Here is a 15,474-nt window from a genome sequence, read left to right as displayed (position 1 = left end):
CTCGACGCCACCGCCCGGTCCGCTGTTCGAGGCCTTCAGTCGGATGTACAGCTTCTCGCTCGACGAGTACCAGGTGCAGGCGTGCGCCCACGTCGAGGCCGGGCACGGGGTGCTCGTCGCAGCACCCACCGGGTCGGGCAAGACCGTGGTGGGGGAGTTCGCCGTCTTCTGCGCCCTGGAACAGCGAACCAAGTGCTTCTACACCACCCCCATCAAGGCGCTGTCGAACCAGAAGTTCCACGACCTGGTCGCCCGCCACGGTGCCGAGAACGTGGGCCTGCTGACCGGTGACACCTCCATCAACGGGGAGGCACCGATCGTGGTGATGACCACCGAGGTGCTGCGCAACATGATCTACGCCGACTCCCGCACCCTGCACAACCTCGGCTACGTCGTCATGGACGAGGTGCACTACCTGGCCGACCGGTTCCGCGGCGCCGTCTGGGAGGAGGTCATCCTGGGTCTGGCCGAACGGGTCCAACTGGTCAGCCTGTCGGCCACCGTCAGCAATGCCGAGGAGTTCGGCGACTGGCTCGACGAGGTCCGCGGCAACATCCACGTGGTGCTCTCCGAACGACGCCCCGTCCCGCTCTACCAGCACGTGCTGGCCGGACGCACGCTCCATGACCTGTTCAGCGGGGATGCCCCCACGGCGGTGGCGCTGCCCAGCAAGGTCGCCCCCGAGGTCAACCCTGATCTGGTGCAGCTGGCCAGGACCGAGGCCCGCGGGCAGCGTGACGACAGCCGTCGTCCCCGCGGCCGGTCCGGCAAGGGCAAGCGCCCCACCCACGGCTCCGGACGCTACGGCGGGGCGGCCTCGGCGCTGGACGGACGCGGACGGGAACGCGACGAGCAGGGCCCCCGGCTGGTGCCCAGTCGATGGTCGGCCATCATCACCCTGGAGCGGGCCAACCTGCTGCCGGCAATCGTCTTCGTCTTCAGCCGCGCCGGGTGCGACGGGGCAGTGCGCCAACTGGTCGGCAGCGGTGCCCGCCTCACCACCCCGTCCGAGGCCGCCCGACTGGCACGGATCGCCACCAAGCACGTCGGCGGACTCAGCCCCCACGACCGGCAGGTGCTCGACTACGACTTCTTCCTCGACGCCCTGCAGCGCGGCATCGCCGCCCACCACGCCGGCATCCTGCCCGCCTTCAAGGCCATCGTCGAAGAGGGCTTCGCCGAAGGGCTGATCAAGGTCGTCTACGCCACCGAGACCCTGGCGCTGGGCATCAACATGCCAGCCCGCACCGTGATGATCGAGAAGCTGGTCAAGTACAACGGCGAGGCCCACGTCGACATCACCCCGGGGGAGTACACCCAGCTCACCGGGCGGGCCGGGCGCCGCGGCATCGACGTCGAGGGCCACGCGGTCGTCGTGTGGAGTCCCGGCATGGACCCGCGGGCCGTCGCCGGGCTTGCCTCACGCCGGACCTACCCGCTGAAGTCCTCCTTCACCCCCACCTACAACATGGCCGTCAACCTGGTCGGACGGATGGGGCGCGAGGCCGCCCGCGGCATGCTGGAGCAGAGCTTCGCCCAGTTCCAGACCGACCGCAGCGTCGTCGGCCTGGCCCGCACCGCGTCCCGCGACGCCGAAGCCATCGAGCAGTACCTGGCAGCCGCCGCCTGCGACCGCGGCGACTTCGGCGAGTACGCGCGACTGCGCGAACAGATCAGCGAGCTGGAGGCCGAACAGGCCCGCGGACGGCGCCGCGACTTCCGCGTCGAGGTCGAGGAGTCGCTGCGCCGGCTGGAACCCGGCGACATCATCTGGGTGACGGGTGGACGTCACCTCGGCTGGGCGGCGGTGATCGACGGCGGCGTCGGCCGCGACCGTGACCCGCACCCCATGGTGATGACCATCGAGCGGGAACTGGTCCGGTTGACCTTCAAGGACTTCCCGACGCCGACGACCAAGGTCGGCAAGCTGCGCATCCCCCGCAAGTTCGACCCCCGCAAGGCGCCGATGCGCAAGGCATTGGCGGCCAGCCTGCACCACCGCCTCAACGAACTGGACCCCTCGGTGCCGCAGCCGGTGCTCTCGCGCCCCGACGAGCAGATCCTCGACGAGATCGCGGCCCTGCGGGCGACGCTGCGGTCCCACCCGTGCCACGGCTGCCCCGACCGGGAGAGCCATGCCCGGTTCGCCGAGCGGGCCATGCGACTGGAGCGTGAGCACACGAGGGCACAGACGGCGTTGGCCAGGCGCACCAACACCATCGCGGCCACCTTCGACAAGATCTGCGGGGTGCTCACCTCACTGGGATACCTGGACGCCGACGACCCCGACCAGGTCACCCCGGAGGGGCGGATGCTCGCCCGCATCTACTCCGAACTCGACCTGGTCGCCGCCGAGGCGATCCGGACAGGCATCTTCGACGAGCTGGACGTGCCGCAGCTGGCGGCGGTGCTGTCCTCGCTGGTCTACGAGGCCCGCCGCACCGACCAGGGCCGGATGTCGCGGATGCCGGACGCGGCCTCGGAGCAGGCGCAGAGCGCGCTGCGGGCCGTGTGGCGCGATGTCGGCCTGGTCGAGCGCGACAACAAGTTGGAACGTGGACCCGAGCCCGACATTGGTTTCGCCGAGGCCGCCTACGCCTGGGCCGACGGGCAGCCGTTGGCCGAGGTCCTGTTCAGTGCCCAACTGCCGGCCGGTGACTTCGTCCGGTGGGTGCGGCAGGTGGCCGACATGGCCGGCCAGGTGGCGGTGGCCGCGGGCATGCGGGCCGACCTGGCCCACCAGCAGGGTGCCGCTCCCGGCCCGGCCGACGACCTGGCCCGGCGGTGCCGCACCGTGGTCGACATGATGCGCCGCGGCGTCGTCGACTTCGACCCCGACGAGGACTGAGGCCCTACCCGATCAGGTGGACCAGGATGCTCACCAGCGCCCACAGCATGAAGATCGCCGAGGCCACCATGAGCACCAGCACCCCGACGATGACGCCGGCGGCCTTGACCATGTACGCCGGGTAGGAGTCGTCGACACGCTCACCGGCATCGATCGCGTCCTTCAGCAGGCGGTAGTTCTTCCGGTTGGCACGGTGGGCGAAGTCGGCGGCGTCCCCGACCACCGGCACGTAGCCGAGTGCGGTGTCGATGACCAGGTTGAGCGCCATCCTCATCAGGACCGGGATCGGCACCCGTCGCCGTGCGGCATCGACCAGGATCGTCGCGGCCACGGTGGTGGTGACCGAGTCGCCGACACCTGGCACCAGGCCGAGCAGGCCGTCGAGCCCGATGCCGAAATTCGTGCCGGGCACGGTCACCAGGTCGTCGAGCACCTTGGCGAGCAGGTCCATCTGCTCGGCCGCGGGGTCGACGTCCTGGCGGGGCTTCGGGCGCTTCTTCCTGGACGGTTCCGGGTGTGGGCCGCCGGTCATGAGGCCTGGGAGACCGTCGACATGTTGAAGTCGCGCACCCGCACCGGCGGGGCGACGGTCAGGTTGAACCAGTCGTTCCACTCCCGGCACAGGGTCCGCTCGGCGGCTCCGACCTCGGTGATGCGGTCCAGCAGCCCCACCGGCGACTCGTTCCAGCGGAAGTTGTTCACCGCCCCCACGATCCGGCCGTCCTCGACCAGGTAGACCCCGTCACGGGTCAGCCCGGTCAACAGCAGCGTCCGGGGGTCCACCTCGCGGATGTACCACAGGCAGGTGAGCAGCAGCCCCCGCCGGGTGCCGGCCACCATCTGCTGCAGGTCCGCGGTGCCGTGGCCGTCGATCAGCAGGTTCGAGGTGGGGTAGGGCAGCGGACCGCTCAGGCCATGGGCCCGCTGTTCGTGGGAGGTCTCCACCAGGCTCCGCAGGGTGCCATCGGCCAGCCAGTCGACCCGACCCACCGGCGCACCATTGTCATAGACCGATGCCAGACCGGCGCTCGACGCCCCGGCGGCGACGAACGGTGCCCGTTCCATGCCGGGGGCCTGCGGATCGCTCCACATGTCCAGGGGCGCCGAGGTCAACGCCTCACCGACCCGGGTGCCGCCCCCGGTCGCGGAGAAGACCGACTGGCCCTCGCGGGCATCCCTGCCCGACATGGACCAGTAGGCATAGATCATCAGGTCGGCCAGCGCCGACGGCGGCAGGATCACCTCGTAGCGCCCGGCGGGCAGGTCGACCCGGTTCTCGGCCCAGGACAACCGCTCCAGGACCTCGGCGAGCTTGCCGGGCAGGTCGACGTCGCTGAAGTCGGTGGTCGACTGCCCCACCCAGGCCGAGCCGACCATGTCCGGGTGCTTGGCATTCAACTCGAGGCGGCCATTGCGGCCCACCGAACGTCGCCGGGCGCCGGTGCTGCTGCCCAGCCAGGTGGTCGAGACGATGTGTTCGGCGAAACCGAACAGCAGGTGCCGGTCGCCGGCCTGCTCGAAGGCGGTGCCCAGGGCCGAGGCGATCGGGGTGAACACCTCGAAGGAGGTCGTCGCCGCCGGGTCGTCGAAGTCGGCGTCGACGCTGCCCCGGGGCAGGTCGTGGGCGTCCTCGTCGGGGCTGCCGGCAGCGGCGACGGCGGCTGCCCGACGGACCAGGTCGACCAGTTGGGCCGCGTCGCTGACCGGCCCCTGCAGGCAGCCGGACGCGACTCCGCCGTCGACGTCGGCGAGTGCCACCACCTCGGCGCTGATCCGGTGCATCTGGCCGTTGGTGGTCAGCGCGTTGTTGGCCCAGCGCACATTGGTCTCGTGGGTCTCGGTGAGGATCACCACGGTCCCACGGTTGGCCCCGGGCAGGGCGGCGGCCGCGTCCAGGGCGGCGTCGATCCAGTTCCTCATCAGTTCTGTCCTGTCTGTTCGGCCTCGGCAGCGGTGTTCAGCACGTTGACACCCCGGAAGAGCGCCACCGGGGCGCCGTGGCTGACGGCCGCAACCTGCCCGGGCTGACCCTTGCCGCAGTTGAAGGCACCCTCCAGCGACCACGTCGAGGGGCCACCGACGGCTTCCATCGACCCCCAGAAATCGGTGGTCGTCGCCTGGTAGGCCGCGTCACGGACCTGGCCGACGATCCTGCCGCCCTTGACCCGGTGAAAACGCTGCCCGGTGAACTGGAAGTTGTAGCGCTGCATGTCGATCGACCACGACTTGTCCCCGACCACGTAGAGACCGTCCCCCAGTTGGGCCAGCAGGTCGTCCAGGGTGGTGTCGTCGGCGGCAGGGGCCAGGGAGACGTTGGGCATCCGCTGCATCGGGATGTGGCTGGCCGAGTCGGCATAGGCGCACCCATTCGACCGGCCCCCGTTGAGGCCACGCTCGGCGGCCATCTGGCGGTTCAGCTGGTAGCCGACCAGCACCCCGTCACGGATGATGTCAAAGGTCTGCGCCTCCACCCCCTCACAGTCCCAGGCCACAGTGGCCAGGCCGTGCTCGGTGACCCGGTCGCCGGTGACGTTCATCACCGGTGATCCGTACTGCAACGAGCCGAGCTTGTCGATGGTGGCGAAGGAGGTGCCGGCGTAGGCCGCCTCGTAGCCCAGCGCACGGTCCAGTTCGGTGCCGTGGGCGACCGACTCGTGCAGCGTCAGCCACAGCTGGCTGGGGTGGACCAGCAGGTCGGTGGGGCCGGCCTCGACGGTGGGGGCGGCGACGTTCTCGGCGAGCAGTTCGCCCAGACCGGCGACCTCATCGTCCCAGTGCGCAGCCCCCGTGCCGAGGTACTCCCAGCCGCGGGCCGTCGGGGGAGCGATGGTCCGCATCGTCGAGATCCGCCCCTCGGCCGTCGAGATGGCGGTGAATGCCGGGTGCATCCGCACCCGCTGCTGCAGGGTGCGGGTGCCGGCCAGGTTCGCGAAGTAGGTGTTCTCCTGGGCGATCATCAGGCGGGCGCTGGTGTGGTCGACACCGGGCTGGGCGCCCAGCGCCTCGGACAGTTGGACCAGGCGGGCCACGCGATCGGCCTCGGCGACCTCGAACGGGTTGAGTTCGTAGGCCGCCACCCACTCGCCCCGGTGGACGGGCTCGTCGGCCAACTCGACCGGCCGCGGGGTCAGCGGGGCGGCGACCTCGGCGATCCGGCAGGCCTGCTCGGCGAGCGCCGCGGCCGCTTCGTTGGTCAGCGCGATGCCGGCGGCGAAGCCCCAGCAGCCACGGTGGACCACCCGCACCGAGATCGCCAGGTCGCTGGAGTCGCTGCTGGTGGTGACCTTGGCGTCGCGCAGGGCGGTGACCGCCTGGCGGTGGCGTTCAATGCGGACGTCGGCATGGCTGGCGCCCAGGTCGCGGGCGCGGCTGAGCGCCGCGTCGGCCAACTGGTCCAGCGGGAGTCCGGTGAACACCGGGTCAAGTTCTGGCATGGCGACCACTCTAGGGACTGCCGCGGACAAAACGGGGTCACACGTCGCAGGGACTAGTCTGGCTGGCATGTCTGTCGCCATCAGAGTCATTCCCTGTCTGGACGTCCACGCCGGGCGCGTGGTCAAGGGCGTGAACTTCGTCAACCTGCGCGACGCCGGCGACCCCGTCGAGATGGCCCGCGTCTACGACCAGGCCGGTGCCGACGAGATCACCTTCCTCGACATCTCCGCGTCGAACGAGGGGCGCGAGACCACCCGTGACATGGTGGTGCGCTGCGCCGAGAACGTGTTCATCCCGCTGACCGTCGGCGGGGGCGTCAGCAGCGTCGAGGACGTCGACCTGCTGCTGCGCTGCGGCGCCGACAAGGTGGGCATGAACACCGGCGCCATCCGGCGTCCCCAGGCCATCACCGAGATCGCCGAACGCTTCGGCAACCAGGTGCTGGTGCTCAGCCTGGACGCCCGCCGCGAGCCCGGCATGCCGTCCGGCTTCGGGGTCACCACTCACGGGGGACGCACCAGCGCCGGACTGGACGCCATCGAATGGGTGCGGGAGGCGGTGGACCGGGGCGTCGGTGAGGTGCTGCTGAACTCGATGGACGCCGACGGCACCACCAATGGTTTCGACCTGGAAATGCTGGAGTCCGTGCGCCGGGTCATTGACGTCCCGCTGATCGCCTCCGGGGGGGCCGGCACCACCGAACACTTCGTCGAGGCGGCGCGGGTCGGCGCCGACGCCCTGCTCGCGGCCAGCGTCTTCCACTTCGGCACCCTGTCGGTGGGCCAGGTGAAGGACGCGCTGCGCTCCGCCGACTTCCAGGTTCGCATCGACAACGCCACCGCGACCACCACGACAGGAGCCTGACCCATGACTCGAGCCGCGGCCTGGGTGCCGTTCCAGACCGAAGCCGAGGCCCGCGCCGTGCTGGGCGGCGGGCTGGACATCGACCTGGTTCCCTTCACCGACAACCAGTTCCTGCCCGCCAGCATCGACCGGGTCGAGTTCCTGGTGCTGCCCTACGGCGTGCCCCAGGACACCATCTTCGAGCGCACCCACCAGATGCCGCGGCTGCGGGTCATCCAGGGCCAGATGGCCGGCACCGACGCCATCAACGCCCTGGTGCCCCACGGTGTCACCCTGTGCAATGCCGCCGGTGTGCACGACACCGCCACCTCGGAACTGGCCGTCAGCCTGGCCCTGGCCCGCGGTCGGCACCTCGACGTGTATGCCCGCGACCAGGTCGCGGGACAGTGGCAGCCGCGATGGGGAGTCGGGCTGGCTGACGCCCGGGTGCTGATCTTCGGCTACGGCAACATCGGACGCGCCATCGAGCGCCGCGTGCGGGGCTTCGAACCAGCCAGCATCACCCGGGTCGCCAGCAGGGCTCGCACCGACGAGTTGGACGGTGAACCGGTGGAAGTGCGCGCCAGCGCCGACCTGGTCGACCTGCTCGCCACCACCGACGTGCTGTTCATCATCACCCCGCTCACCGAGCACACCCGCGGGCTGGTCAATGCCCGGTCGCTGGCGGCCATGCCCGACGGCGCCATGGTGGTCAATGCCGGCCGCGGCCCCATTGTCGACACCGACGCCCTGGTTGCCGAGTGCGCCTCGGGACGCCTGCAGGCCGCCCTCGACGTCATCGACCCCGAGCCGGTGCCGGCTGACCACCCGCTGCGCGGCACCCCCAACGTGCTGTTCTCACCCCACGTCGGGGGGTTCACCAACGCCTTCATCCCTCGCCGCAACGCGCTGGTCCGGGCCCAACTTCAGCGCTTCACCGCGGGGGAGCCGTTGGCCAATGTCGTCACCGTCGGACCACTCACGCACTGACCACCTGCCAAGGACCACGCCATGAGTTGCATCTTCTGTGCCATCGCCAGCGACGAGATCACCGTCGCCCGCATCGACGAGGACAGCACCGGGGTGGCATTCCCCGACGCCAAGCCGAAGTCGCCCGGCCACCTGCTGGTTGTCCCGCGCCGACACGTGCAGGACCTGCGTGACGGCGGCGACGCCTACGCCGAGATCGCCCCCCTGGTCGCGCGGGTGTCCCGACAGCTGCAGGAGAAGCTGGGCGCCGACGGCATCAATCTGGTCGTCAACTCCGGGACCAGCGCCGGCCAGGAGGTGTCCCACCTGCACGTCCACGTCATTCCCCGTTACGGGGAGGTGGAGCCGCCGGCCACCCCGGAGGCGGCCATCGAAGCGCTCACCCGCGGATGACCCCTGCCCCGCCACCCGGGGCCAGCCCCAGCACGCAGACGCCGCGGCGAGCCCACGACGGGGAGGACTGGGCGCTCGGCGTCCTGCGATGGTTCAGTACCACCCTGCCCGTGGCCCTGGTCGCCCTGGTGATGGCACCATTCGTCGTGGCCGGTGGCAGCCTGCTGCCGTGGCGGCCGGTGATGCCCGACCTGGGCACCATGATCCAGGTCGCCACCCAGATGGTGGACGGACGGGTGGTCTTCGGCACGGCCAGCACCGCACACTTCGTCTACACCCCGTTCGGGGCGCTGCTGCTGGCGCCGCTGGCCCTGTCGGGGCCGACCCTGTGGCAGGTGGTGCTGACCGTGGCGTCGGTCTCGGCGCTGCAGCACCTGCTGCGACGGCTGTTCGGGCTCCAGGGGCCGCAGCTGCTGCTGGCCGGGTCCCTGGTGGTGGTCATGGTCGAACCGGTGCGGGCCGCCCTGGGTGTGGGCCAACTGAGCCTGCTGGTGACCGCACTGGTGGTCGCCGATCTCACCGAACCCCGCCTCGGCGGCCGTCGCGGTCGCGTGCTGCCCCCGGGCAGCCTGACCGGCATTGCCGGCGGCATCGCCGTGAGCCCGCTGTGGGTACTCCTGGCGCTGCTGCTGGCCGGACGTCGACGCATCGCGCTCACCGGTCTGGCCGCGGCCCTGGGCTGCGCGGTGCTGGGATGGATCGTCATGCCGGGGCAGAGCGAGGGCTGGCTGGAGGGCCGCACGGCACCGGTTGTGCCGGACGCACTGTGGGCCGCGAACCAGTCCCTGGGCGCTGCCCTGGTCAGGTTCGGCTCGCCGGCCGTCGTGGGTCAGGTGGCGGCGCTGCTGGTGACGATCGCCGGGGCCTGGGTCGCGGCGCGCTGGTGGCGCAGCGAACCGGTGCTGGCCCTGGGACTGGTCCTGGTGGCCTCGGTCGTGGGCCGCGACCCCGCCTGGACGTGGCAGTTGGTGGGGGTGGTGGTGCTGACCGCCGGCCTGCTGCCGGGACGGCGCCGACTGCGGGCTCCGCTGCTGGCACTGGGTGGACTGTGGGTTGGCTGGGCGGCCCTGGGGGTGCCGCAGTTGATCGCCTCCGGCGGCCCGGTGCCCACGGGTGTCGAGGCGCTGCTGGGCAGCGTCGGGCCGGTCCTGGTGGTGCTGCTGGTGGTGGCGGCGGCGCTCACCGCGCCGGGGCGTCGACCCCGGCGCCACCCCGCCCACAGGGACGTTCCCCGGGGCCCCACGAATTAGGCACCCCCCGTCGGGGGGCAGTCAGCCCCTTGCTACTGTCTTATTCAACGACTACGGAACGTCGTAGAATCCACCGGCGTCACCTTGTCGCCCAAACCAGGAAGGGCTCTGATGAGTTCGAAGCCCGCCAAGATCATTGGCATTCTGTCCATCGTCGCCGGCCTCGTCATGATCGTCGCCGGCATCGTGACGTGGAACATCGTCACCTCACAGCTGAAGGACGAGCGCATCACCGTCCCCGCCGACGCCGACAAGGTGATGGGCGTGACCGTTGCCGGCAAGAAGGTTGAGGGGCCGCTCACCGCCTTCGGCCAGGCCGAGATCATCAAGAAGCACGCGCTCAAGAGCTCCGAGGGCAAGACCTACGCCGAGATCGGCGCCGACCAGACCAAGGCCCGCGCGGACCTCGAGAAGGCCACCAGCGACTCCGAGAAGGCAGCCGCCCAGGCTGCTCTTGACAAGGCGACCCAGTCCCGCACCACCGTGATGAACGCAGCCTTCCTGCGCTCCTCGCTGTTCAGCTCGGTGATCACCTACGGCATCGCCGCCCTGGTCGTCGGCCTGGGCCTCATGTTCGCCCTGCTCGGCTGGGCGCTGACCACCCTGAAGCCCGCCGTCACCGCCACCACGGTCCGCAACGACTGACCGAGGCACCCGATCGCACCGGCGTCGCTCCCGTCAGGGGGGCGGCGCCGGTGTCGCGTGGGGGCGTGGTCCAGCACCTGAGACTGGCCGGGGCGCGGTTGACCTGTGCGATGGGATGGGACATTGTGAAGGGGTGCAGTACCGAATTCTCGTAGTTGCCAAGCGCTGACGTCTCTCGACAGACGACGTAAGCGCTCCCTCGTGTGCCCCAGGTGGCCTCGGGGGTTTTTTGTTGTACGAGACCTTGGACCCACATCTGACCAACTCGGTGAAAGGACATGACATGGCAGGCGATGAAGCCACGACCATCCTCACCGGTGCGCAGGCACTGGTGACCTCACTCGAGCGGATGGGTGTAGAGGTCGTCTTCGGCATCCCCGGCGGCGCCATCCTTCCCGCCTACGATCCGCTCTACGACTCCAAGGTGCGCCACATCCTGGTCCGCCACGAGCAGGGCGCCGGCCACGCCGCCGAGGGCTACGCGTCCTCCACCGGCAAGGTGGGCGTCTGCATCGCCACCTCCGGTCCCGGCGCCACCAACCTGGTCACCCCGATCGCGGACGCCTACATGGACTCGGTCCCGATGGTGGCCATCACCGGCCAGGTGAACTCGAACTTCATTGGCACCGACGCCTTCCAGGAGGCCGACATCCGCGGCATCACGATGCCGATCACCAAGCACAACTACCTGGTCACTCACGTCGCCGACATCCCGCGGGCGATCAAGGAGGCCTTCCACATCGCCAGCACCGGCCGTCCCGGGCCCGTGCTGGTCGACATTGCCAAGGATGCCCTGCAGGACAGCGCCCCGTTCGTGTGGCCCGACACCGTGCGGCTGCCCAGCTACCGTCCCAACACCCGTCCCCACGCGCGCCAGTTGAAGGCCGCCGCCCAGATGATCGCCGACTCGGTGCGTCCGGTGCTCTACATCGGTGGTGGGGTGGTGCGGGCCCAGGCCAGCGACGAACTCGCCGAACTGGTCAAGCTGACCGGCATTCCGGTGGTCACCACCCTGATGGCCCGCGGCGCCCTGCCCGACAGCCACGAACTGAACATGGGCATGCCGGGCATGCACGGCACCGTCGCGGCGGTGGGTGCCATCCAGCGCTCGGACCTGCTGATCGCCATCGGTACCCGCTTCGACGACCGCGTCACCGGACGCCTGGAGTCCTTCGCCCCCGAGGCCAAGGTGATCCACGCCGACATCGACCCCGCCGAGATCTCGAAGAATCGCATCGCCGACCTGCCGATCGTCGGTGACGCCCAGGAGGTGCTGGCCGGTCTGGTCAGCGCCCTGCGCAACCACCAACTTCCCGACCTGTCGCAGTGGCACGAGTACACGGCCAGCCTGAAACGTCGCTACCCGACCGGCTACGACGAGCCCACCGACGGCACCCTGAGCCCCCAGTACGTCATCAAGCGCATTGGTGAGATCTCCGGGCCGGACGCCATCTTCGCCGCCGGCGTCGGCCAGCACCAGATGTGGGCCGCCCACTTCCTGCCGCACGAGAAGCCGCGCAAGTGGCTCAACTCCGGTGGCGCCGGGACGATGGGCTACTGCGTCCCCGCCGCCATGGGCGCCAAGGTCGCCAACCCTGACACCGTGGTGTGGGGGATCGACGGTGACGGCTGCTTCCAGATGACCAACCAGGAACTGACGACCTGCGCCATCGAGGGCATCCCCGTCAAGATCGCCGTCATCAACAACCAGGTGCTGGGCATGGTGCGCCAGTGGCAGACCCTGTTCTACGACAGTCGCTACTCCAACACCGAACTGCACTCGGCGCGGGTCCCCGACTTCCAGAAGCTGGCCGAGGCCATGGGCGCGGTCGGCCTGCGCGCCGAGACCGTCGACGAGGTGGACGACGTCATCAACCAGGCCATGGCCATCAATGACCGCCCGGTCGTCGTCGAGTTCCTCGTCCACAAGGACGCCATGGTCTGGCCGATGGTGGCCGCCGGCACCGGCAACGACGACATCAAGATCGCCCGCGACATGGCTCCGGACTGGGAAGAGGAAGTGCTGTGAACACCTACACCCTGAGTGTCCTGGTCTACAACCGGCCCGGCGTGCTGGCCCGCATCGCCGGCCTGTTCTCGCGGCGCGGGTTCAACATCGAGTCGCTGACCGTGGGCACCACCGACGACCCTGAGGTCAGCCGGATGACCGTGGTCGCCGGGGTCGAGGACGAGCAGGTGCTCGAGCAGATCGTCAAGCAGCTGCACAAGCTGATCGAGGTGCTCAAGGTGCTCGAACTCGACGCGTCGGCGGTCCAGCGACAGCTGATGCTGGTCAAGGTCCGCTCCGACCTCGAGAACCGGTCCAATGTGATCGACACGGTGGCGCTGTTCCGCGGCAAGGCCGTCGACGTCAGTCAGGAGTCGATCACCGTCGAGGCGACCGGCAGCAAGGACAAACTGGACGCCCTGGTCGCGATGCTGGAACCATTCGGCATCCTCGAACTGGTGCGGTCCGGCCACGTCGCGCTGGGCCGCGGCGGTCGCGCCATCACCGACAAGACCCGATCGGACCGTCAGCGCGAGCTGCAGGACTGAGATCCACCCCCCATCGTTCCGGATGACCCAGATGGTCTGCGGACAACTTTCCACCCGAAGGAGAACCACCACTCATGGCCACGATGTTCTATGACTCAGACGCCGACCTGTCCCTGCTCCAGGACCGCCAGGTTGCCGTCATCGGCTACGGCTCGCAGGGCCACGCCCACGCGCTGAACCTTCGCGACTCGGGTGTTGACGTCCGGGTCGGCCTGGCCGAGGGCAGCTCCTCGCGCGCCAAGGCCGAGGCCGAGGGCCTGCGGGTCCTCTCGGTTGCCGAGGCAGCCAAGGAAGCCGACCTGATCATGATCCTCACCCCCGACCAGGTGCAGCGGACCCTCTACGCCGAGCAGATCGCCCCCCACCTCGAAGAGGGTGACGCCCTGTTCTTCGCCCACGGCTTCAACATCCGCTTCGGCTACATCACCGCCCCCGACGGCGTTGACGTGTGCATGGTCGCCCCCAAGGGCCCCGGCCACCTGGTGCGCCGCGAGTACGCCGACGGCCGTGGCGTCCCGGTGCTCGTCGCCGTCGAGAAGGACGCCTCGGGCCACGCCAAGGACATCGCCCTGGCCTACGCCAAGGCCATCGGTGGGCTGCGTGCCGGCGGCATCGAGACCACCTTCACCGAAGAGACCGAGACCGACTTGTTCGGTGAGCAGGCCGTCCTGTGTGGCGGCGCCTCGCAGCTGATCATGGCCGGCTTCGAAACCCTCACCGAGGCTGGCTACCAGCCTGAGGTCGCCTACTTCGAGTGCCTGCACGAGCTGAAGCTGATCGTCGACCTGATGTACGAGGGCGGCATCGCCAAGCAGCGCTGGAGCGTCTCCGACACCGCCGAGTACGGCGACTACGTCTCGGGCCCGCGGGTCATCGACGCCCACGTGAAGCAGAACATGAAGGCCGTCCTGGCCGACATCCAGAACGGTGCCTTCGCCAAGCGCTTCATCGAGGACCAGGACGCCGGCGCCCCCGAGTTCAAGAAGCTGCGCGCCGAGGGCGAGGCCCACCCGATCGAGACCGTCGGCAAGGACCTGCGCAAGCTGATGGCCTGGGTCAAGCCCGCTGACTCCGACTACGTCGAGGGCACTGCCGGTCGCTGACCCCCGGATCAGGGACGCTGTGGGACGGGGACGAACCCCGTCCCACAGCTCTTTTCGTCGTGGAAACATGCCTTTGGGGGGGGCCACGTGGAGAAACGCACGACTGGTCGGTCGAGGAGCGCCGGGCAGGAGGTCTGGGCCGCTGTCACGACCGCCGTCATCACCGCCGTCGGAGTGGGGATCGTCTGGGCCGTTCGTGGTCGTCTGCCCGAGCCGGTCGCCACTCACTGGGGTGTCGACGGTCAGGCCGACGGGTTCTCCGGGCTGTCGACGGTCCTGGTCGGGCAGGTGCTGCTGGGATTCGGCCTGCCGATGGTCCTGCTGCTGCTCGGTGTCGCCCTGAAGTCGGTGCGTGAGATGGCCATCCTGGCGGTGGGGCTGGCGGTTTTCGGCGTCACCATGGTGACCGGCTCGGTCTGGTCCCAGCGCGACCTGGCTGACGCGCGCGAGGCCACGTTTGGCCCAGAAGTGCTGGTCGCGCTCGTCCTGGGCACGCTGGCAGCGCTGGCCTGGTGGTGGGGGACCCGTCGAAGGGGACCGCTGCCGACCGCCGACCGGCCCGCTGTCACGACGATCGGGATCGCCTGGACCGGTGAACTGCGTCGGGGCGGCGGCAACTGGCTCGTGGGCGCGAGCGTTGCCCTGGTGCTGGTCTTCGCCGCGGTCTCCGGCTACCAGAAGATGTGGTGGATGGTGGCCGTCATGCTGCTGCTGGCTGCGGTGGTCACGTTCTTCGCCAGCGCACTGTGTGCGACGGTGAGCATTGACGGCGAGGGCGTACGGGTCCGTAGTCTGGGATTCCTGCGGTGGGCCAGCATCCCGCTGGCGACCATCGAGGGCGCCAAGGTGGTGACGGTTGAGGGGCTGGGCGACTACGGGGGCTTCGGCCTGCGCAAGGGGTTCGACGGCAGCAGTGCACTGGTCACCGCCAGCGGGGAAGCGCTGAGGATCGAGCGCGCCGGACTGCCGGCGTACGTGGTGACCGTCGCCGATGCCCGTGCTGCGGCGCAGACCCTGAATCAATTGATGGGCCGGGAATAGCAAACGCGGGCCGCCCCCGAAGGGACGGCCCGCGTCAAAGCTCGGTGAGGAGCGGGGTCAGATCAGATGACCTGGGCCTGAACGGCCTGCAGGCCCTTGGGGCCCTGCTCGACCTCGTAGGAGACCTTGTCGTTCTCGTTCAGCGAACGGTAGCCGTTCGACTGGATCGCCGAGAAGTGCACGAAGACGTCGGCCGAGCCGTCGTCGGGGGAGATGAAGCCGAAGCCCTTGTCGGCGTTGAACCACTTGACAGTTCCGGTAGCCATGATTTGGCCTTTCCTTAGGTGTTACGAAAGCACGATTGCGCCCTCTGGTGCTGGAGGCGAAACCTTTATCGCAACCCTGTGGAACTCCGCTGGGGACGGAGGCC

Annotated in this window: 14 protein-coding genes; 10 read left to right on the top strand and 4 right to left on the bottom strand. The window is 69.6% G+C overall.

Translation table 11 applies throughout. From position 1 onward, the window contains the following. The first annotated feature begins 43 nt into the window (after positions 1 to 43). Positions 44 to 2,848, top strand: coding sequence for an RNA helicase (locus IPV09_RS00960; protein WP_207473053.1), 2,805 nt, complete (start codon positions 44 to 46; stop codon positions 2,846 to 2,848). A gap of 4 nt (positions 2,849 to 2,852) precedes the next feature. On the opposite strand, the gene IPV09_RS00955 is transcribed toward IPV09_RS00960, so the two are convergent. From IPV09_RS00955 to IPV09_RS00945, 3 genes are read right to left on the bottom strand one after another with little or no spacing between them, the layout of a single operon-like run. Then, positions 2,853 to 3,380 (bottom strand): DUF4112 domain-containing protein, encoded by a 528-nt coding sequence (locus tag IPV09_RS00955; RefSeq protein WP_207472992.1) that lies wholly within the window; start codon positions 3,378 to 3,380, stop codon positions 2,853 to 2,855. Beyond that, positions 3,377 to 4,768: a metallopeptidase TldD-related protein gene (locus tag IPV09_RS00950; RefSeq protein ID WP_207472991.1), complete on the bottom strand. Its 1,392-nt coding sequence runs from the start codon at positions 4,766 to 4,768 to the stop codon at positions 3,377 to 3,379. The genes IPV09_RS00955 and IPV09_RS00950 overlap by 4 nt, the downstream gene beginning before the upstream one ends. After that, complete coding sequence (locus IPV09_RS00945) at positions 4,768 to 6,282, bottom strand: TldD/PmbA family protein (protein WP_207472990.1); 1,515 nt, start codon at positions 6,280 to 6,282, stop codon at positions 4,768 to 4,770. The genes IPV09_RS00950 and IPV09_RS00945 overlap by 1 nt, the downstream gene beginning before the upstream one ends. Before the next feature lie 67 nt (positions 6,283 to 6,349). On the opposite strand from IPV09_RS00945, the gene hisF reads away from it, so the two are divergent. The 9 genes from hisF to IPV09_RS00900 all read left to right on the top strand — a co-directional run bounded on the left by hisF (position 6,350) and on the right by IPV09_RS00900 (position 15,104). Then, a complete protein-coding gene (hisF, locus tag IPV09_RS00940) occupies positions 6,350 to 7,147 on the top strand; it encodes an imidazole glycerol phosphate synthase subunit HisF (protein ID WP_207472989.1) in 798 nt (265 codons plus the stop codon). A gap of 3 nt (positions 7,148 to 7,150) precedes the next feature. Further along, the gene (locus IPV09_RS00935; RefSeq protein ID WP_207472988.1) at positions 7,151 to 8,116 is read left to right on the top strand and encodes a 2-hydroxyacid dehydrogenase; all 966 of its coding nucleotides are present in this window, start codon (positions 7,151 to 7,153) and stop codon (positions 8,114 to 8,116) included. Between the two features lie 21 nt (positions 8,117 to 8,137). Then, complete coding sequence (locus tag IPV09_RS00930; protein ID WP_207472986.1) at positions 8,138 to 8,509, top strand: HIT family protein; 372 nt, start codon at positions 8,138 to 8,140, stop codon at positions 8,507 to 8,509. Next, positions 8,506 to 9,759, top strand: a complete 1,254-nt coding sequence (locus tag IPV09_RS00925) for a glycosyltransferase family 87 protein (protein ID WP_207472984.1) — start codon at positions 8,506 to 8,508, stop codon at positions 9,757 to 9,759. The genes IPV09_RS00930 and IPV09_RS00925 overlap by 4 nt, the downstream gene beginning before the upstream one ends. Before the next feature lie 111 nt (positions 9,760 to 9,870). Continuing rightward, complete coding sequence (locus tag IPV09_RS00920) at positions 9,871 to 10,404, top strand: aromatic ring-opening dioxygenase LigA (RefSeq protein ID WP_207472982.1); 534 nt, start codon at positions 9,871 to 9,873, stop codon at positions 10,402 to 10,404. 283 nt (positions 10,405 to 10,687) lie between these two features. Next, positions 10,688 to 12,433, top strand: coding sequence for an acetolactate synthase large subunit (locus IPV09_RS00915; protein WP_207472981.1), 1,746 nt, complete (start codon positions 10,688 to 10,690; stop codon positions 12,431 to 12,433). Beyond that, on the top strand, positions 12,430 to 12,960 hold the full coding sequence (ilvN, locus tag IPV09_RS00910) for an acetolactate synthase small subunit (protein WP_207472979.1): 531 nt from the start codon (positions 12,430 to 12,432) through the stop codon (positions 12,958 to 12,960). Before IPV09_RS00915 ends, ilvN begins: the two co-directional genes overlap by 4 nt. Before the next feature lie 74 nt (positions 12,961 to 13,034). Further along, on the top strand, positions 13,035 to 14,063 hold the full coding sequence (gene ilvC, locus IPV09_RS00905; protein ID WP_207472973.1) for a ketol-acid reductoisomerase: 1,029 nt from the start codon (positions 13,035 to 13,037) through the stop codon (positions 14,061 to 14,063). Positions 14,064 to 14,150: 87 nt separating this feature from the next. Further along, entirely contained in the window at positions 14,151 to 15,104 is a 954-nt protein-coding gene (locus IPV09_RS00900; protein WP_207472972.1) for a DUF1648 domain-containing protein, read from the top strand. Positions 15,105 to 15,166: 62 nt separating this feature from the next. Here IPV09_RS00900 and IPV09_RS00895 read toward each other — a convergent pair whose 3' ends face one another. Beyond that, complete coding sequence (locus IPV09_RS00895) at positions 15,167 to 15,370, bottom strand: cold-shock protein (protein ID WP_207472971.1); 204 nt, start codon at positions 15,368 to 15,370, stop codon at positions 15,167 to 15,169. Positions 15,371 to 15,474: the final 104 nt, after the last annotated feature.

The organism is Tessaracoccus sp. SD287, from assembly GCF_017355265.1.
Taxonomy (GTDB): domain Bacteria; phylum Actinomycetota; class Actinomycetes; order Propionibacteriales; family Propionibacteriaceae; genus Aestuariimicrobium.
This window is presented reverse-complemented; position numbering and strand designations above follow the sequence as displayed.